Source organism: Sphingorhabdus lacus (genome assembly GCF_009768975.1).
Taxonomy (GTDB): Bacteria; Pseudomonadota; Alphaproteobacteria; order Sphingomonadales; family Sphingomonadaceae; genus Sphingorhabdus_B; species Sphingorhabdus_B lacus.
Genome location: NZ_CP035733.1, coordinates 2,293,142 through 2,312,403, shown reverse-complemented (window position 1 = coordinate 2,312,403; position 19,262 = coordinate 2,293,142). Strand labels below are relative to the sequence as shown.

The window sequence follows — 19,262 nt, the reverse complement described above, 5'->3', positions numbered from 1 at the left end:
CAGGATTATGGCATCAGTTGATGGCGATTGGGACGTAACAATCAAAAGCCCGATGGGCGACCAGAAGGCTGTTTTGACCGTCAATAGTGATGGTGGCAGTTTCTCGGGAAAAATGGCCGGGGGCCTTGGTTCGATGGACATTCCCAGCGGCACCGTTGATGGTGACACGATCAGCTGGTCAATGGACATGACTGTTCCAATGCCCATGAAGCTTGACTGCACGGCAACGGTTGATGGCGATGCCATCTCCGGTGAAGTGAAGGCGGGTGCATTTGGTTCGATGGGCCTTTCCGGCACGCGCAAGTAAATTGGCGCGCGGCACACCCCGCGCCTCATATTGAAACAACAGGCCGTCTTCCCGCAAGGGCAGGCGGCCTTGTTCTATTTGTCCGGGATGCTAAGGAATTGGTCGAACGGCGTTCGCCCGAATCGCCGGATAAGTCTGGAGACTCCCATGAACCAGCTTGCATCTGCTTCGCAGCTGCGCATGTCGCTTTTGCGCTGGGCGCTATTTGTGATCCCGGTCACGATGTTTCTCGGGTTTCTATCGGGCACGATATCCGGTTCGACCGGTGAAAACAGCTGGTACCAGACATTGATAAAGCCCGATATTCAGCCTCCAAGCTGGGTTTTCGGTGTGGTGTGGCCCACGCTTTATTTTCTGATGGGGCTGGCGTTCGCAATGGTGCTCCATGCGCGTGGCGCACGAGGAAGGGGCATTGCGATCGGGTTGTTCCTTACGCAATTCCTGATCAATCTGACGTGGTCGCCCGTGTTTTTTGGTCAGCATAAAGTATCGACCGCCTTTTATATCATAGTTGCAATGTTGATTGTGGCCATCGCAACAACCGTGGCATTCGGGCGGGTACGAAAGGCTGCGGCCTGGTTGATGGTCCCCTATCTGGTATGGATCAGCTTTGCTGCGATCCTGAATTATCAGATCGATCAACTTAATCCCGATGCGGAAAGCCTTTACGTTCCGGCCGCGAGTTCCCAAATAGGGTCAGGACGCTAATTCCCACCCCCGGGGACACTAGCGGAAATGGAGTGAACGACATGCAAAGCGAAAAGCGTATTTTTGATGATCTGGCCAAGGTGCTGAACGGTGTTGCCGGCACGGTTGCAGGCATGGGCCGCGAAGCAGAAGCCAGCATGCGCGAACGCGCACGCGAATGGGCTGGTGGCCTGGATTTGGTAACCCGCGAAGAATTTGATGCGGTCAAAGCGCTTGCTGCAAATGCCCGTGAAGAAGCGGAAGCGTTAGGCAAACGCGTTGCCGCTCTGGAGGCTGCTTTGGGCACAAAAACCGCGCCCGTTGCGAAGGCAGCGCCCAAAGCCAAGCCTGCGCCAAAAAAGCCAGCGGCCAAAAAGTAAAAACTTTTCCACAACCGGCCCACAGACTTGTGCAGATACTCGGCGCAAGCCCCTTGCGCGCGAGTCCGCGGCAAGGCAGAATCACCGCATAATGATGGGCGCATAAAGCATGCACGATGCAGACGAACAATATGAGCATTTTGAACGGGACGAATCCGCTCCTGTAGACATGCTAGCCGCATTGTTCGAAGCGCGGGGCTGGTCCTATGAACTGGATGGCGAAGATGAGATAACTGCCGAATATAAAGGCAGTTGGACCAGTTACCAGATCCGCGCCATTTGGCGGGAAGAGGATAATGCCCTGCAGCTTATCCTGTTGCCCGATGTTACGGTACCTAGCGATAAGCGCGACGCTATTTATAAGGCGCTTGGCCTCATCAATGAACAATTGTGGCTGGGCCATTTTGACATGTGGTCGGCTAACGGCATTTTGCTTTTCCGGCATGGCAGTTTGATGCCGTCTAACGGCCTGCTGGGTGTTGACCATGCCCAGACGATCATCGACGTTGCAATTGATGAATGCGAACGCTTTTATCCGGTCTTCCAGTTCATCATATGGGGTGACAAGACACCTGAAGAAGCAATCACAAGCGCGCTGATCGAAACCCACGGCGAGGCGTAAAAGGCTTCTATTCCTTTTAGTTGCCACCAACTTTTGGTTTTCGGATAAGATAATGCATCGTGCCGATTGCAATCGGCTTGCTGCGGTCGTCCTGCCAAGCACGAGCTTCGACATTGGCCATAGTGCGGCCCAAGCGTATGACTTCACCTATCGCATAGGTCATCTGAGGCGCTCCGCCGCGCATGAAATCAATCGTCACATTGACCTGCTTAATACCGCTATCACTGCCTTTGTCGCGCAGTGCCTGGTGGATGGCGGCAATTGCGGCCATCTCCAATAGACCAGAAATAGCACCTCCGTGCAGAAAGCCCGGACGGCCTTGTACTTTATCGGCAAAGGGCATGCCGATTACCGGCGTGCTGTCGATGCGGTCTACAACTTCCATATCCAGCGCAAGCGCATAGGGCGGCAATCCGATGGTGAGAGGTTCACTCATGACACCCGGTCCCCAACCCTGATGAACGTTCCACTGGCATGGGCCAATGGGTCATCAATATCGCCATTGTGGGCGAAACCCCTCACAAATCCAATGGTCTGTGTCAGATGATAACAAATTCCCCGGCCATAGACTCGCGCACCGGCGGGCGACGGACGCAGATAATCGAGCCGTAAATCCATTGTCACTTGCGGTCGAAATTCACCCAATTTTGTCCAGATCGACATGCTGGTCGCATTGTCCATAAGGCTGATAACGGCCGCAGAGGCCAATATCCCGGTTTCCGGATCGGCGACCAGATCCGCACGCCAATCGATCGCTAATTCAACCCAATCCTCGCCATGGCCGACATATTCCATATCCAAAAAGCCGCCATGGCCAAATTTCCCCATCAGCTTATTGACCATAGCAGGATCGAAAGCGGTGTTGGTTGGAATTAAGCTACCTAATTCCGGTTTGTTGAATGCCATTATTTACTATCCAGACTCGTCTTATAGGTCGGCGTCGCCCGTTGCTTTGAGATCTGCTCATAGGCATAGCCCGCTTTCAGCACCTGATGATCATGCCATTGGCTGCCGATGAAACTGAGGCCGATAGGCAAGCCACCGGAAAGGCCCATGGGTACTGTAAGATGCGGAAAACCGGCGATTGCCGGCAATTGGCTTGCGCTTGGACCAGAAAAGGCATCGCCCTTGCCCAAAGTCGACAGCCACGCAGGTCCATTAGTCTGCGCAACAATGACATCCAGCTTGTGTGCGCCCAGCATACCGTTCAGCGCGCCTGCCGCAAGCTGACGCGAGGTTGCTAATGCTTCCTTATAGGCGGGGTCATCAAGGCCTGCGTCGTTATCGGCAAGCTCAAAAGTTTCCTGCCCGAAATAGGCCAGTTCCTTGTCTGCGTGGGCCTTGTTGAAGGCGATGATATCGGCCAGCGTTTTGTGTGGAACACGGTTCTCTGGCAGGCCTTGTAGATAATCGGCAAGATCGGCTTTCAATTCGGCGAGCAGGACTTTGAATTCCGCTTGTCCCAATTTTTGCCGGTCAAGGTTCGGCATTTCCAAAGCAATAATCTCGGCACCGCCCTCTTTCAGATTGGCTATCGCCGCATCGAAGAGAGCCGCATCGACGTTGGGGGCACGCAGTACACCGATGCGCATTCCTTTCAGACCGTCGGCCGACAATCCCGCAGCATAGTTACCACGCCATTTATCGGCATCTGTAGTCGCGGGGTCTTGTGGATCGGTGCCCGCCATGGCGGTGAGCAAAATAGCCGCGTCGCGCACTGTACGAGTCATAGGTCCGGCCGTGTCCTGACTATGGCTAATTGGTACAACATAGCGACGTGAAACCAGACCGACGGTCGGTTTGAACCCGACAATACCGTTGACGCCTGCTGGGCATGTTATGGAGCCGTCCGTTTCGGTACCGATTGTCGCCGCCGCCAGTCCGGCTGCCATCGCCGAGCCACTGCCGCTCGATGAACCACAGCTGTTGCGATCAAGCGCGTGCGGGTTTTTGGTCAAACCGCCAACTGCGCTCCACCCGCTGGTGGAGTTGTCGGACCGTATATTGGCCCATTCGCTCAAATTGGTTTTGCCCAATATAACCGCGCCTGCTTCGCGCAGACGGGCGATAAGAGGTGCGTCGCGACCGGTGATGTTGTTTGCGAGTGCCAGTGAGCCAGCAGTCGTCGGGACGGGACCAGCCACTTCGATATTGTCTTTCACCAAAACCGGCATTCCGTGCAATGGACCGCGATACTTTCCAGCCTTTATCTCCGCGTCCATCGCCCGCGCCTGATCCATAGCATCGGGAAATGTCGCGATGACGGCATTCAGCATCGGTCCGCTATCATCGACTGCCGCAATTCTTGCGAGATAGGCGGCAGTAATCGCTTCGCTGTTCAGTGCCCCGTCGTCGATGCCATCAGCCAACTGGAAAAGGTCGAAGCTTTCGATAGGTCCTGCTTTGGCAAGATTGGCTTTGGCTGTTTCGGTCGTGCGAGGGGTGGCGACGGAGGCGCACAGTGGGGTCGAAAGAAGGGCAAGACCAACCCATAATGCACCTCTGTATGTCACAATTTGTCCCCTTTTGCCAATTCACCACCCCTGTCCCGGGCCGCCTTAATTGTTGCTTCTATGAGTTTTTTGAGATGATCGTCGGCATCCAGCACGGCAAGTCCCGCCGCGGTGGTGCCGCCAGGACTGGTGACGCGCTGGGCCAGTGTTGCAGGGCTCTCAGTTGACGCCGCTGCCAGCCGCGCGGCACCTTCAACGGTTGCCAAAGCCAGCCGTGCGGACGTGTCTGCAGGCAAGCCCGCGGATTCGCCGCCCTTCGCCATGGCGTCGATGAAGCGATAGACAAAAGCGGGACCCGACCCGGCTAAGGCTGTAACAGCGTCCATCAAGTTCTCATTTTCTATCCAAACTGGCGTCCCAAGCGGTGCCACAAAATCAGCAAGTGTTTCGCGTTCGGTTGAGGATAGATCGTTTGAAAAAAGTCCGAGCGGTGAAAGTCCTATTTCGGCAGAAAGATTCGGCATTAACCGTACAATGCTGGTGTCAGGAAACAGCTTGGCAAGGGTCGCTGTCATCGTGCCCGCCAAAATCGAGAACACCAGCGCACCCGGCGCGACCCGCGAACGAATGGCAGGCGCGAGGCTTTCTAGCATTTGGGGTTTGATGCCGATCAGAACGGTGTCGAAAATTTCGTCCAGTGCACTAGCGGAGGGAACATGTAGGACGCCCACGGGCAAATCCTGTGCCGCCGGATCAATGACCGTGAATAGGGACGGAGACCGACCCGCTGCGATCCATCCGCGCAGCATAGCACCACCCATATTGCCGCAGCCAACAATCAGCATATGAGACGACATTTCGGGCACAGTATCCATCCTGCAATTCAAGCAGGGGTCATGCCCTATCCTGACGCGGACGGCAACCTTAGGTAAAGTACTAAGCCTTCCGGCGCTGGCGTAGGCGGCGCGCCTTCGTGGCGTACGGCATCTGCGCGGGCGCGGTTGAGAATCGCGCCAGGAATATTCGAGTCATGGAAAACATAATCAGCTTCGCCCAGCAAGCGCGCCGTCAGCAAGGTCAGGTCATCGGCATTGCCCGATAGCAGGGGTATTTCCACCAGACGGGAAGGTTGGGCTGCGTCGTCTTGGTCCAGCCAGGTTTCGATGGCGGCTGGGCCATGGCTTTGAAACGGGTCGAGCGAACCACCTGCTGCAAATGCCTGATCGAGTGCACGACGACGGTCCGCGGCCAGCGGCCACTTACTGCGAATAGCATCACGTGCGTGCGCGACCGCATTTGCAAGCGCGCCTAGATTTTGGGGCAATATTGTTTCAATCCGCTGCCGAATGGCCTTTGCCATCCCTGCCGACGCACCGCCTGTTCCGACTGCGACAAGGACAGGCTGCCGGTCGACGACGGCCGGTGTCGTAAAATCGCATTGGTCCGGACGATCGACGACGTTCACCAATAGTCCACGGGCTTTCAGGTCCGCGGCGCTGCCCAAAGCCTCGTCTTCGTCTTCGATCGCAACGAACGCCAGCACGGCATCAGCATTTCCCGCATCGACGCAATGTCCGCCCGCGCGTTCGATGAGCCGCCGTTTGGCATCCGCCGCGTCGCCTTCGCCAACCAAGATGACTTTCCGGCCCCGCACATTTACGAAAATGGGTAGCTGGTCCACCAAAAGTTCCTTCTATTTCAGCCAATCCGGCACGTGTTCGGCGGCTAAAATAGTTTCGGGCGCTATGCGTTCCGCGACTATCGCGAATTTGCCGCCGTCAACCAGCACTTCGGGCACCAGGCCGCGGCTATTATAGGTGCTGGCCATCGTTGCGCCATAGGCACCTGCGGTCCGGAAAATCGCCAGATCATTGGCGGCGACCACATCAATGTCGCGCGCCATAGCAAAAGTGTCGCCGGTCTCGCAGACAGGGCCAACGATATTAGCAGTCATTTTTTGTCCATTGGGTTCAACTGCTTCAAAATCATGCCAGGCGTCGTAAAGCGCGGGACGCGCGAGGTCGTTCATCGCTGCATCGACGATCGCGAAGGGCAAATTGCCCGCACCCGGCTTCACCCGGATCACGCGTGTCAATAATATGCCTGCGTTTCCGGCGATGACGCGGCCCGGTTCAAACATTAGCCGCACATCCCAACCGCGCGTCACACGCGCGACCATGGCACCATAATCGGCAGGCTCGGGCGGATTGTCGCCATCCTTGTACCGCACGCCGAGTCCACCGCCCAGATCGACATGGGTTATGCGATGGCCATTGGCCCGCAGATCCTGCACCAGCGTTCCGATCTTGCCAAATGCGGTTTCCAGCGGTTCCAGACTTGTGAGCTGACTTCCGATATGCAGGGCTACACCACGCATGTTCAGGCTAGGTAGCGCATCGAGACGGCCGTAGATCTCTGGCGCGCGGTGGATGCCTACGCCGAATTTATTGTCCGCTTTGCCTGTTGAAATCTTGCCATGCGTGCCCGCATCGACATCCGGATTGATACGCAGCACGGCATTTGCAGGCAGGTTCAACGTGTTGGCGAGGGTGGCAAGTTCGCGGCCCTCTTCCTCCGATTCAATATTGAACTGGCCGATTCCGGCTTTCAACGCGCGGACGATTTCCTCTGCGGTTTTGCCTACGCCTGAAAACACGATATCGTCCGCGGCCATGCCAGCCGCAAGCGCGCGGTCCATTTCGCCGCCCGATACCACATCCGCGCCATAACCCTGCCGCGCAAGAACTTTGAGTACCGCGAGATTGGGATTGGCCTTTACCGCAAAGGCGAGGTGCGGGTTGTCCAGCCCCGACAGCGCATCGCGGAAGACCTGCGCATGCCGTTCCAGCGTCGCGCGGGAATAGACATAAACAGGGGTCCCGACACTGTCGGCGATGGTGGGCAAGGGCACGTCTTCGGCGTGCAACACGCCATTCACAAGATCAAAATGGTTCATGGGAGAATGGACTTAATTCTGCTTTGGTTTGGGATCGGTGCCGGGGTCTTCCGGATTGAACGGTTTGGGCTCCTCGCCGGGGGGAACGTCAAAGGGGTCATCCTCCCGCCGTTCAGACCGTTTGAGCAATTCATCCGTCCGGCCCGGGCGCGCTTGCACATTCGGTGTGGACAGCGCCTGCGCGGATTGTTCGGTCTTCTGGCCGTAGGCTTTGACGGGCAGGGCGTTGCCGGTGCGCGGTTCAAGGTCGCCAACCTTCCCACAGCCAGCCAGACCAAGGCCAAGAGCAAGGATCAACAGTTTCTGTTTTGATGTCATGCCTCAAGCTCCTTGCGCGCGACCGCGATGGCTTCCCTTACCCGAAGCGGCGCGGTACCGCCAGCGCTCGTCCGGCTGGCGACCGACCCTTCGACGGATAAATCGGGCAATGTGCATCCCGCCAGCGGCGGATGAACGGCAGCAAGGTCATCTACGCTAACCGCTTCCAGGCCGATGCCGCGCGCCTCGGTTGCTTTGACAACGCTGCCTGTCACATGATGGGCTTCGCGGAACGGCATGCCATGTTCACGCACAAGCCAGTCTGCAAGATCGGTCGCGGTCGAAAAGCCGGACGAAGCCACATCGCGCATGCGTTCCGTCTTGAACGACACATTACCGACCATACCGGTCATTGCCGCAATGGATAGCGCGAGCAGATCATAGGCCTCGAACACCGGTGGCTTATCGTCTTGCATGTCCTTGGAATAGGCAAGCGGCAAACCCTTCATCGTGACCATCAGGCTGGTCATACAGCCCATGATCCGTCCCGCATGGCCGCGCACCAATTCGGCTGCGTCGGGGTTCCGCTTTTGCGGCATTATGGAGCTTCCTGTCGACCATGCGTCGGGCAGGGCGATAAAGCCGAAGGGTTGCGAAGCCCACAGGATCATTTCTTCGGCAAGGCGCGACAAGTGGAGTGCCGTCTGTGTGGCGCAGGTTAAAAACTCCAGCGCAAAATCGCGGTCTGACACTGCATCGAGGCTGTTCGCCATCGGGCCGTCAAAGCCGAGCGACTTCGCCGTCGCCGCGCGGTCGATAGGGAATGATGTTCCGGCCAGCGCCGCAGCGCCTAATGGAGAATGGTTCAGGCGGTTCGCGCAGTCCGCAAACCGGCTGCGGTCGCGTTTTGCCATTTCATAATAGGCCATCAGGTGATGGCCAAGTGTCACCGGCTGAGCAACCTGCAAATGGGTAAAACCCGGCATGATGCTTTCGGCATGTTCGTCCGCCCGCATGACCAACGTCGACTGAAAAGCCCTTAGCCCGGTATCGATCTGGCCGATTGCAGCACGTACCCAGAGGCGGAAATCGGTCGCCACCTGGTCGTTGCGCGACCTTGCGGTGTGCAGCCGTGCTGCCGGCTCGCCAACCAGTTCGCGCAGGCGGGTTTCGGTCACCATATGAATATCTTCAAGCGTCCAGTCTTCCGGAACGCCATTCGCCTCATATTCGGCGTGGATGGTGGACAGACCTTGCTGGATTGCGCTCTCGTCTGCGCTGGAGATTATTCCCTTCGCCGCCAACATTTGCGCATGGGCCTTGCTTCCGGCAATATCTTCCTGCCAAAGGCGCTTGTCGAATGGAATCGAGGCATTTATCTCCCGCATGATATCCCCGGGGCCTTCGCCAAAACGGCCGCCCCACATGCTATTGGAATCTGACATGCGCTTGTTAATCGCCTTAGTCCTTCTCGTTCTGGCCGGGTGCGATACGGGAACATCGCCGAAGGGGCAAGTGCAAGCCGATTCACCGACCGATAATGCCAAATCGGCAAAAGCGGACGTAGGTCTGGAAAGCGCCAATGGCATGCGTGCGACGCTCAGTTACGCATCGGCAGGTCAAAAGGCACCCATGGCTGTTTTTGCCGATGCAAAAGGCGGAGATGTGACCTTGTCTGATTTTGCCGGTCGTCCGGTGTTGGTGAATTTCTGGGCGACATGGTGTGCGCCGTGCAAAGCGGAAATGCCCACATTGGATGCTTTAGCTTCCTTGGAAAAAGGACGCATGGCGGTGATTGCGGTGTCGCAGGATCTCGAGGGGCGCCCGCCCGTGGACGCTTTCTTTGCGAAAGCGGCCATCAAAAATCTGGAGGCTTATACCGACAGCGACAATGCACTTCTTGCGGCATTCAACAACCAACTCGCTTTGCCCACCACCATTTTATATGATTCCGAGGGCCGCGAAGTTTGGCGTGTGATTGGCGGTGTGGAATGGGATGATGCCGAAATGGCAAAGCTGCTGCGCGAAGCGGCCTGACTACATCAATACGCGGCGGACTCTGCTTTTGTCTTTTGTCCGAATCGGCAAGGATTCGGTTAGAGGACGCACGACCGAATGCCGATGTTTCGGGTCGGTACAGTTCAGCGCATCATGCTGTTCATTTTGCTCATTTTCACGCGCATAGGCAGAATCAGGTGCGAACATCGCTGCGCACATGACCAAGGCGGCTCCTAATGTCGGAATATGACCCCTCATACGTGGAAAATGCACGTTGAAAGCTTTCTGTACGATGAACGACACGAGCTTTCTCCTTATTTTTCAGCCTAATTCTGAAAAATGGTGGGCGCTAACGGGCTCGAACCGCTGACCCTCTCGGTGTAAACGAGATGCTCTACCAACTGAGCTAAGCGCCCCCGGTGGGGAAGCGCGCCTTTGCCAAAGCGCTGCGCCTTTGGCAAGAGTATTCAGATAATTTGTACGAGACGATCGGCAATGGAGGCAAAATAATCCTTGATTCTGGCGTTTGTTTCCTCCGAAAGAAGAATGAAAACCCGCCGGGCGTCGTCCGGATCTTGCTGCCGGATCAACATTCCGCTTTCGGTCATTGCGGAAATCCAGCGTAAGGCGGTGGTTGGCGGTACCGCTGTCGCGATACAAAGGCTCGACACAGACACCATTTGCTTTTCAAGCTGCGCTGCTTTCAGGTCGAGGAGTATGTCCCAAGCAGGATCGGCAAAAAGGCTATTGTCAAAAAAGCGTTCCTGCTGCCGCCGCAGCCGGATAATCTCGCGCAATCTCTCCGGGGTCAGCGAAGCCGGGGTAGCCGCCGCTTTCGTCGGAAAGGGCTGGAATCCTCCCAAGGGCGCGGGTCGAAACGAAACGGGCTTGTCGGCCATAGCCGAGGGCGTATCGGACTCCGCAATTTTGGCCAAAGTCCGAGCGAATTCGGCAAGTTCATCACTGATCCGGTGCAGTGAACCGAATTCCACTAGACGGTCTTTGTCGTGCACTCGGTTCATTCCGCGACGTCCCAATGCCCCTGCCAAAATTGGCACCGATTCCACATCGTCGGCGTCGATCAGGAAATGGCATCGCGCTTGGGGCAAGATAGCATAGGCTGCCTCCAACTCATTAAGCGATGTCCACACCACAGCGACACTACGATAACGCTCGAGATATCGCACTAAATCGGACAAGAAATCCTGTAGCCTCTCCGTTTCGGAGCAAAGGTCTACCAAGATAATGTCAGACGGCTGATCCGGGTTCCACGCTTTGGTCGCATAGCCCGAAACATGCGCAAGCAACGAAAGAGACTGCGCCCTTTGGTTTGAAACGGCCTGAATCATGGCTGTCATGCGCAGCGATTGAGAGTCGAAGCGGGCATCCAAATTTCGTCTCCTCGACATTCTGAGGCATGGTTTCGACGAAAAATCTATTAAATTCAATATCTAAATAGCTGTTTGGTTTCGCTCCATAATGGAGACGTTTGTGCCTTTGAAACGGGCATTTGCATGACCGAAGCGCAAAGGCTACTCCTGCTCATCTGCGCAGGAGTGGGTGCCATACCCCCTGCAGTCTGTCTTTTGAGGAGTGATATGCGTGAAAATGGGAAAAATGCTGGCAAGTGCTGCGGTGCTTTCAATCTCCGGGGTCGCCATGACTGCGGTTGCTGATGCCAAGGAAATGAAAGCCGCCCAGAATTCTGAGCCTGCTTTGTTGCAGGAATGGACAGGACCTTATGGTGGCGTTCCGCCTTGGGATCAGGTGAAGGTGTCGCAATTTCCATCCGCATTTCAGGCGGCAATGGCTGCCTATAAAGCCGAATTTGAAGCGATCCTGGAGACGCCCGGGCCAATCACATTCGACAACACGATCACGGCCAGCGAATTATCCGGCGAAAAAATGGGGCGGCTATTCTCCATTTGGGGCGTACATTCGTCGAACTTGTCCAGCCCCGAAGTGCGCAAGATCCAGGCTGAATGGGAGCCAAAGGTAAGCGCCTTTTTCTCCGAGTTGACGCTCGACGCGCGATATTTCCAGCGCGTGAAATTTCTTTACGACCAGCGCGCTTCGCTCAACCTCGACGCGAAGCAGATGCGTTTGCTGGAGCGTACCTACGATAGCCTCGTGCGTAATGGCGCATTGCTCAACGCCGCTAAAAAGGCGCAGGTGATCGGCATTGAAACCGACTTGTCGAAGAAATTCTCGGCTTTTTCCGAAAAGGTTCTAGCGGATGAAGAAAGCTTTATCCGGATAGACAAGGAAGCCGATCTTGCGGGATTGCCTGAAACTTTCGTGGCGGCGCTCAGTGCGGCCGCAAAGGAGAAGGGCAAGACCGGTTGGGCTGTCGTCAACACACGGTCCGCAGTTCAGCCCTTCCTCGAAAATTCTACCCGCCGCGACTTGCGTGAGAAGGTATGGCGTGCCTTTACCAAGCGCGGCGATAATGGTGGGGCGAACGATACCAACGCTACCATCGCTGAAATATTGAAACTACGTCAAGAACGTGCCGAGATTCTCGGCTTTCCGACGCACGCCCATTACCGCATGGCGGACACGATGGCTAAAGACCCCGATCGGGCGATGGATCTTATGATGAAAGTGTGGCCGGCGGCCGTCGCACGCGTCAAAGAAGAAGTTGCCGATATGCAAGCCATCGCCAATGCGGACGGCATCACTATCGAGCCATGGGATTACCGCTTCTACGCCGAGAAAGTACGCAAGGCGAAATATGACCTCGATCAGGAGGCCATTAAACCCTATTTCCAACTCGACAATATGGTAGCCGCCATGTTTGATGCCGCGGGCAAACTCTACGGTATGAGCTTTACTGAAAATACGGGAACGGTGCCCGTATTCGAACCCCAAGTGCGGACATTCGAAGTCAAACGTGATGGCAAGATGATAGGGCTATTCTATCTCGACAATTTTGCTCGTGCCGGAAAGAGATCAGGCGCGTGGATGACGACTTACCGCAGCCAGCACAAGCTGGGCGGCAAAAATGACATTGTGCTGGCATCTAACAACAATAACTTTGTGCCCGGCGCTGATGTTGTGCCGACGCTGATCAGTATCGACGATGCGTCAACACTGTTTCACGAATTCGGCCACGCCATTCATTATCTCAATTCGGATATTACATGGCCCGGCCTCGGCGGAACCCCGCGCGATTTCGTGGAGTATCCAAGCCAGGTGAACGAGAATTGGCTTCTCACTCCCTATATCCTCAATACCTACGCCAAACATTACAAAACCGGCGAGCCAATTCCGGCCGCGCTGGTGGAAAAGATCAAGGCGAGCGATACGTTCAACCAAGGTTTTGCAACGGTCGAGTATTTGTCGAGCGCCATTCTAGACATGAAGCTACATAACAGGTCGACCCCTGTGGCAGACCCGGCAGCTTTTGAGCGCGATACCTTGGCAGAAATTGGTATGCCGAAGGAGATGGTCATGCGGCATCGCCTGCCGCAGTTTAACCATCTGTTTGCTGACGATGGCTATTCCGCCGGCTATTACAGCTACCTCTGGTCCGAGACTATGGACGCCGACACATGGGCAGCCTTTACCGAAAAGGGCGATGTCTGGGATAAGGAGACGGCAGAGCGTTTTCGTTCGATGTTGCTGGCAACCGGCAATGAAACTGACCGGATTGAAGCCTATCGCGCATTCCGTGGACGCGATCCAGACGTGAAATATATCATGAAGAAGCGCGGTTTCCCGACCGGAGAATGACATGTTTGGGGCGCCTCGGCACAGTCCGGGGCGCTTCACCTTTGTTTAGAGCTTAGAAAAAGAAAAGCTCTCCTCATTGTGGGAAGAGGAGAGCGTGGATGCCCATCGATGGGGTCGCAATTCACCGTTAGGCATTGTTAAAATCGGAATGGCTCTCCGGACGGAGCGTGCCCCCACACCCGATTCTTTCCTATGTCAATAGGGCATAACAAAGCGGGGCTGTTAGTCAAGAACCAACAGGCTATCCACACATCCAAAACGGAGCTGAATTACCGATAATTCGTCTACTGTGGGAAAGCTGCAACAGTTTGCCAAATCATGTAAAATGCTGGGGCTAAGGAGCAGACTGTGCCGAGAAATTAAAAGCGATGGTCACTGCATCGGCAATCTCGCCAGTCGTTGCCCATTCACCGCTACCTACCCCGAACTGAGTCCGGCGGAGGCTCGATGAGCCGGATACTTTGGCTGTCGTTCCATCGATCTTCAATCTGAAGTCGAGTGTTACCGGATGTGCTTCGCCAAGCAGGCTCAATGTGCCGCGTGCGCGATATGTGTCGCCCCGGACCAGCTTGATTTCGGACGAAGAAAAAACGGCCTTGGGGTGTGTGGCCACATCCAGAAAGCCTTCGCCCAGCAGCATTTCATCGCGCTGGCTATCGGCAGTACTGGCGGATCCCAAATCGATGGTCACCTGCACGCGCGACTGCGCCAGATCGTCCGGACTGAAGCGAATATCGCTGCTCCACCGTCGAAAGGTTCCATTTATGGGTGTTCCGTTCCAATCGGCCGTGAAGGCAAGCCTTCCACCTTGGGAAACTCGCCATTTTTTGACGGGCGCGGCTAAATCCTGTTCGTCCGCTGTCTTCGACGTTTCCTCCCCTTTGGGCGGGGCAATTGCTGGTGCCGCAGTTGCAGGCGCCGGAGATTGTAGTTTGGGCGGAGTTGATGGCTTTGTATTGGTCAGCACGAGTGAGGCCCCTACCGCATAAGCGATTCCCAATGCGGCTAAGGCCGCTGCTATCGCAACCGCAGAATTCGATCTTTGCTTTAGTAGCCAAGGCAGCATCCGCTGCAGAATATCCTCATCTTTGAAGAATTGATGCCGCACTGCGCCGACAACGTGCAGCAGCAGTAGGGCAATAGTCAGCCATGCCAGTTGCGCATGGATTGCCTCGGCTGGCGCATGCACGGCATGTCCGACGGGCAAGTGTGGAAAAGGTAGGATACCGAACAGCACCGTCGGAACCGCGATCTTAGAGCTTGAAACCAGAAGCCAGCCGGTCAGTGGCCCGCCAATGAGGACCACATAGAACGCACCATGCACGAGATTGGCCATATAGCGGGACCAGAGTGTATCGGCCAAAGGCATCGGCTGTGGACGCCAGATGCGGATCGCAAGCCGCGCAAGGCTAAGCACTAGGATGGCTATGCCCACAGATTTGTGCAGCTGGTAAAGAGCAAAAAGGTTGGGGCCGCGGTTCAGGGTTTCAAATTGCCAGCCCAGGCCGATCTGGAAAACAAGAGCTAACGCGAGGCTCCAGTGCAGAGCCATTGCTGTCTTGGAATAACGGGAAGAGGTCATGATAAGGGCACCCGGCATTATTCGATTATCGGCCCGAAAGAACGGGGACAATATCGTGCGGTCGCGAAGTGGCGCTAACAAATCCCGTGCGGTGAGGCAACCCTGCGCAGGATGCTTGAACAAATGGCGATCCGGTTCTAGGTCTTGGTCAACCGGGATAGGGAAGGACGTATTAGCCGCATGCAACGCGACGATGTCGGCAGTTCTGTTCTGCGCCCTCCGGCGGTAACGCTGGATATTGCTATTACTGGCCATCGCAGCCGTCACCCCGTATTTGCGAAAAACAAAGCTGCGATCGCGCAAAGTCTCTCGGCTCTGATGGATCTGCTCGGCAGGATTGCGATCGAGGAATCCGGGTGTGAGGGACGCGGAGAACTTCCAAGCATCCGTTTGCATTCGATGTTGGCCTATGGTGCAGACTTGATGGCGGTCGATGCGGTGCAGAGCAAAGGTTGGCCCGTCATTGCGCCTCTGCCTTTTGGCCAGACGCTCAATCTCGCCATCAATGCCCAGCCTGTGCATGTGGATGACATGCAGGCACTGCTTGACGGCGGCATGGCGTTGGACACGGAAAGCGCCGAGCGTGCCGCCGAAATCAGAAATATTGCTGCCAAAGCGCAGATATTTGAATTGGCGGACCAGGACCTTGAAGTTGAGAGGCTATACCGCAAGCACCTGGCCGAACGGGACAATCGCGCGGCAGAACAGGATTTCGTCGCTATCTGTTCCGACAGGGCCGCCATCGCTGCGCGGGTCATGGTGGAGCATTCCGATATATTGATCGGTATCTGGGACGGCGTCACGCGCGGTAATATCGGGGGCACGCGGCACACGATTGAAAGCGCGCTGGAACAGGGGATCGCGGTGATCTGGCTAGACGCGGGCAATCCCGATCGGTGGCATTTGTTGCGAGCGACCGAAGAGCTGGCCGGACTGGCGGGTCGTCCCGCTTCAGCAGACACCGAGGTCGTCATCCGCTCGGTCGTTCGCGAGGCGCTGTGCCCCGTTGGCGACACATGGCAGAATGCACATACAAACCGGATTTGGCGGGGAAAGAGCAACCGCTTCTTCCATGCCTACCGTAGGATCGAGGCCATATTCGGCAATCCCGGCCTTGGCGCGTTGCGCAGTCTGCGCCAATATTACGAACATCCCGACGCGATTGCCCAGGGCAACGGCGCGCCCATGTTAGCTGCGGTGGCTGCTCTACCGGGTGGCGATGTTGCGCTCGCCCAGCGGATCGGAACCGATGTCTTGAAGCCATATGCATGGGCCGACGGGGTCTCTACATGGCTGTCCGATGCCTATCGCGGGGGCATGGTGGCGAGCTTCCTACTTTCTGCCTTCGCAATCATCGGGGGTATCGGCTATCTGCCTTTTGCAACCATAGAACAAAAATGGGGCTTTGCGGCGTTCGAGTTTCTGCTGCTCACCGCGATCGTCGTCATTTTTCTAACAGGCAAAAGCCGCAAATGGCATGAGCGGTGGTTCGAGACGCGGCGTGTCGCGGAATATTTCCGCCATGCACCGCTCTTGCTGTTGCTCGGCGCAGCACGCTCGACCGGACGCTGGCCAAGAGGGCCAAAGGGAAACTGGCCAGAATGGCATGTCCGCCACGCCTTGCGTGCCATCGGCTTGCCACGGATGCAGGTAACCTCGACCTATTTGCGGGCAGTCCTGACGCTGATGCGCGACCATCATGTTGTGCCGCAGAGGACATATCATTTGGGCAAAGCCGCCCGCCTGAAGCGTACCCAGCATAATTTGCACCGCTGTTCGGAAATGCTCTTTTTGTCTGCGGTGTTGTCCGTCGCTGCCTATCTTTTGATCGAGATTGGAGCAAAAATGGGCTTCGTTCCGCACAACTTGCCCCATGATGTCGCGAAGATGTTCACTTTTCTTGGCGTGCTCTTCCCAACCCTGGGCGGCGCTTTGGCCGGAATACATTATTTCGGAGACTTCGAACGGTTCGCTGCGATTTCCGAGATTACGGCGCAAAAACTGGGTGATGTCGAAACACGCATTGCCTTGCTGCTGGCTGCGCCCGACAGCGACATCAGCTATGCCCGCGTGTCCGGCCTAGCCCACGGCATTGACGACATTGTCGTTGACGAGATCGAAAATTGGCAGTCCGTTTTCGGCGGGAAGCATATCACTGTTCCCGTTTGAAAGCATAGTATAACGACCCCGAACATTGGGGTCGTGTCCAGTGTAAAGTCATGTTATCCAGTTCGTAGGGTCGCACCGAAACCACCTTTGGGGAGGGGTATTGGATGCGTCGCTTACAGGCAAATCGCCAAACTTCATGGTCTTTCCGCCACAAATTGGCCATTGGCCTTTTGTTCGGCGTAAGCGCGCTCGCAAGCCAGCCTGGCTATGCGCAACAACTCGAAACGGATGATGGGACAATAGCGGACGATGAAACCGTCCCGCCCTATGTCCCGCCGCCTTTGCCCTCGTGCGCGCCGGAACGGGTCGCTCCCGGGGCGGTGATTGGCGAAACGGTGACAGGAAATGAGGGCTGCTCCGAATATCAGCCCGTTGCAATCGGCTTCCGTACAAATCTGGGCGCCGATCTTGATCGGATGCAGGCGCTTGTAACGAAAAGTGCTGCCTTGCGCATCGGCTGGCCAGCAGAGTTTGAAATGAGCCGCTCGATCGAGGATGTCCGCCAGATCATTTTGCTGGATATGCTCAACCCGCCGGCTCGCAACATTGCGCCAGCGGAGGACATTTCCTTTTTCACCCACAATTATGACGTCGAAGCAGTTCAAGAGCCGATGGAATATGGTGTCATGATAGGTGATCCTGACGCACCGGATTTTGGCGTTCGTTTTGATCGCGCGATACGCAAAATCATCCGGGCTAGAGCTGTCGTAGCATTTGCACAGACACCCCAGGTTCCAGAGTACACACTCTGCGCAGAAACAGGTGGACGGGAGTGTCCATTGTCGGGCAGTTCGATACTTACCGATTTGCGGAAAAATGATCGTGTAAGCCTGGGCGTGCGTAACGAGGGCAAAACGGCGCAGTATCTATATTTATTGGTGATTGATCCCGATCTGGAATTGCAACTTTTGCTCGCTAGTGAAGCACCGGTCGCACCCGGCGCTTTGCTTGAAGATAAGCAAAAGTCTTTCGTGATTAGGCCGGGTCGAAACCGGTTCATCACCATTCGTTCAGACCAGCCTATCAACTCCGCTTTGTTCAATCTCGACCCGGCAACGCTGAATCCTGCAAATTGCCGGACGCGAGCAGAAGAAACGTTATGCGCCCTGTTGTCGGGTCAGGATATCCGGATCCCACGCATGGCTGACGAGTTCGATGCAAGCTGGGGCATGACTTTAGATGCGGTGGTAATAAGTGCTCGGACTTCCGTAAGAGTCGGCGGCGGCTCATATGTCCGAGCAGGCTATGCACCATGGCAAGTGCAGATTTATTCCAACCAAACCTATAGTCAGCAGCAGTTGGACGCCGACGCCAGGCTGCTTGGTGATGGCAAATGGTTGAAGCAGCAATTACCCTTTCAACGCTATCACCGCTGTGGCGGATCGCTCATTGCACCGAACATCGTTCTGACCGCAGCCCATTGCGTAGCAAAACCGCCGTTGGACGATAAAAATCTTCTCAAGATGCGCGAGATATTGGTTGGCACACAAAATCTGACAGTGGGTGGCGCGCGGTACCGGATTGCTTCAGCAGTGGTTCATAGCGGATACAAGCCGGGCGGGCAGAAGGATGACATTGCGCTGCTTCGGATTGAACCTAAAGCCGCTGCTGCCCCGCAGAGACCCGTCGACCTACCCGCAGATATTCCCGGGTTTCAGCGCGCGACAACCGGTGGCACCATCAAGGTGCTGGGCTGGGGCTTTACAGAAGTTGTCAAACGCGGCGAACGACATGAACAGACACAAGATGGACCACAATTCCCGCAAGCACGTCTACGCATTGCGGATATGGAGGTTTTCGATACCAACAGATGCCGCAAGATTCCCGGCTATACCGATATCGACAAGAAGATTTGTGCCGTAACACCGCAGCGCAGAACGCAAGCAGGAAATAGTTTCAGTTGCCGCGGAGATAGCGGCGGTCCAGTTGTTCAGGAAGTGAATGGACGCGTTGTGCAGGTCGGCCTTGTGTCGGGAGGTGTGGGCTGCGGCGCAGATGAGAATGGGCAGCAAAACCCTTCTCTCTTCGTGGATCTGGTTCAGTTTACGACATGGATAAAGGCAGCGGAGGCACGCGTACGCGCGCTCTCCGGCACCGTAATATCCCTACCTTAAA

At 56.0% G+C, this 19,262-nt stretch carries 18 protein-coding genes and 1 tRNA gene; 8 read left to right on the top strand and 11 right to left on the bottom strand.

Annotated elements, in window-relative coordinates; all coding sequences use genetic code 11:
• Positions 1–7 precede the first annotated feature (7 nt).
• From EUU25_RS10870 to EUU25_RS10855, 4 genes are all read left to right on the top strand, one after another.
• Positions 8–307, top strand: coding sequence for a hypothetical protein (locus EUU25_RS10870; RefSeq protein WP_158900901.1), 300 nt, complete (start codon positions 8–10; stop codon positions 305–307).
• 147 nt (positions 308–454) lie between these two features.
• A complete protein-coding gene (locus EUU25_RS10865; protein ID WP_158900899.1) occupies positions 455–1,015 on the top strand; it encodes a TspO/MBR family protein in 561 nt (186 codons plus the stop codon).
• A gap of 41 nt (positions 1,016–1,056) precedes the next feature.
• A complete protein-coding gene (locus tag EUU25_RS10860) occupies positions 1,057–1,374 on the top strand; it encodes an accessory factor UbiK family protein (protein WP_158900897.1) in 318 nt (105 codons plus the stop codon).
• Positions 1,375–1,483: 109 nt separating this feature from the next.
• Positions 1,484–1,996 (top strand): type III secretion system chaperone family protein, encoded by a 513-nt coding sequence (locus EUU25_RS10855; RefSeq protein WP_158900895.1) that lies wholly within the window; start codon positions 1,484–1,486, stop codon positions 1,994–1,996.
• Between the two features lie 16 nt (positions 1,997–2,012).
• On the opposite strand, the gene EUU25_RS10850 is transcribed toward EUU25_RS10855, so the two are convergent.
• From EUU25_RS10850 to argH, 8 genes are read right to left on the bottom strand one after another with little or no spacing between them, the layout of a single operon-like run.
• Positions 2,013–2,432 (bottom strand): PaaI family thioesterase, encoded by a 420-nt coding sequence (locus tag EUU25_RS10850; protein WP_158900893.1) that lies wholly within the window; start codon positions 2,430–2,432, stop codon positions 2,013–2,015.
• Positions 2,429–2,902 (bottom strand): PaaI family thioesterase, encoded by a 474-nt coding sequence (locus EUU25_RS10845; RefSeq protein ID WP_246162685.1) that lies wholly within the window; start codon positions 2,900–2,902, stop codon positions 2,429–2,431. The genes EUU25_RS10850 and EUU25_RS10845 overlap by 4 nt, the downstream gene beginning before the upstream one ends.
• Positions 2,902–4,509: an amidase gene (locus tag EUU25_RS10840; protein ID WP_246162683.1), complete on the bottom strand. Its 1,608-nt coding sequence runs from the start codon at positions 4,507–4,509 to the stop codon at positions 2,902–2,904. Before EUU25_RS10840 ends, EUU25_RS10845 begins: the two co-directional genes overlap by 1 nt.
• On the bottom strand, positions 4,506–5,306 hold the full coding sequence (gene proC, locus EUU25_RS10835; protein WP_158900891.1) for a pyrroline-5-carboxylate reductase: 801 nt from the start codon (positions 5,304–5,306) through the stop codon (positions 4,506–4,508). The genes EUU25_RS10840 and proC overlap by 4 nt, the downstream gene beginning before the upstream one ends.
• Positions 5,307–5,350: 44 nt before the next feature.
• Positions 5,351–6,130 carry a precorrin-2 dehydrogenase/sirohydrochlorin ferrochelatase family protein gene (locus EUU25_RS10830; protein ID WP_158900889.1) on the bottom strand — a complete coding sequence of 260 codons (780 nt, stop codon included), beginning with the start codon at positions 6,128–6,130 and terminating at the stop codon, positions 5,351–5,353.
• 12 nt (positions 6,131–6,142) lie between these two features.
• Positions 6,143–7,405, bottom strand: a complete 1,263-nt coding sequence (lysA, locus tag EUU25_RS10825; RefSeq protein WP_158900887.1) for a diaminopimelate decarboxylase — start codon at positions 7,403–7,405, stop codon at positions 6,143–6,145.
• 12 nt (positions 7,406–7,417) lie between these two features.
• Positions 7,418–7,723, bottom strand: a complete 306-nt coding sequence (locus EUU25_RS10820) for a hypothetical protein (RefSeq protein WP_187351269.1) — start codon at positions 7,721–7,723, stop codon at positions 7,418–7,420.
• Positions 7,720–9,108 carry an argininosuccinate lyase gene (gene argH / locus EUU25_RS10815; RefSeq protein ID WP_246162681.1) on the bottom strand — a complete coding sequence of 463 codons (1,389 nt, stop codon included), beginning with the start codon at positions 9,106–9,108 and terminating at the stop codon, positions 7,720–7,722. The genes EUU25_RS10820 and argH overlap by 4 nt, the downstream gene beginning before the upstream one ends.
• On the opposite strand from argH, the gene EUU25_RS10810 reads away from it, so the two are divergent.
• The gene (locus EUU25_RS10810) at positions 9,107–9,700 is read left to right on the top strand and encodes a TlpA family protein disulfide reductase (RefSeq protein WP_246162680.1); all 594 of its coding nucleotides are present in this window, start codon (positions 9,107–9,109) and stop codon (positions 9,698–9,700) included. The genes argH and EUU25_RS10810 overlap by 2 nt on opposite strands.
• 301 nt (positions 9,701–10,001) lie before the next feature.
• Here EUU25_RS10810 and EUU25_RS10805 read toward each other — a convergent pair.
• Positions 10,002–10,077: transfer RNA gene (locus EUU25_RS10805), tRNA-Val, on the bottom strand.
• A 51-nt stretch (positions 10,078–10,128) separates the two neighbouring features.
• A complete protein-coding gene (locus EUU25_RS10800; RefSeq protein WP_158900885.1) occupies positions 10,129–11,052 on the bottom strand; it encodes a helix-turn-helix domain-containing protein in 924 nt (307 codons plus the stop codon).
• Positions 11,053–11,269: 217 nt separating this feature from the next.
• Between EUU25_RS10800 and EUU25_RS10795 the strand changes: the two genes are divergently transcribed.
• Positions 11,270–13,396 carry a M3 family metallopeptidase gene (locus tag EUU25_RS10795; RefSeq protein WP_158903335.1) on the top strand — a complete coding sequence of 709 codons (2,127 nt, stop codon included), beginning with the start codon at positions 11,270–11,272 and terminating at the stop codon, positions 13,394–13,396.
• Positions 13,397–13,730: 334 nt separating this feature from the next.
• Here EUU25_RS10795 and EUU25_RS10790 read toward each other — a convergent pair whose 3' ends face one another.
• The gene (locus tag EUU25_RS10790; RefSeq protein WP_158900883.1) at positions 13,731–14,978 is read right to left on the bottom strand and encodes a YceI family protein; all 1,248 of its coding nucleotides are present in this window, start codon (positions 14,976–14,978) and stop codon (positions 13,731–13,733) included.
• Between the two features lie 180 nt (positions 14,979–15,158).
• On the opposite strand from EUU25_RS10790, the gene EUU25_RS10785 reads away from it, so the two are divergent.
• The gene (locus tag EUU25_RS10785) at positions 15,159–17,147 is read left to right on the top strand and encodes a hypothetical protein (RefSeq protein ID WP_158900881.1); all 1,989 of its coding nucleotides are present in this window, start codon (positions 15,159–15,161) and stop codon (positions 17,145–17,147) included.
• A 104-nt stretch (positions 17,148–17,251) separates the two neighbouring features.
• A complete protein-coding gene (locus EUU25_RS10780; protein WP_158900879.1) occupies positions 17,252–19,261 on the top strand; it encodes a trypsin-like serine protease in 2,010 nt (669 codons plus the stop codon).
• Position 19,262 lies beyond the last annotated feature (1 nt).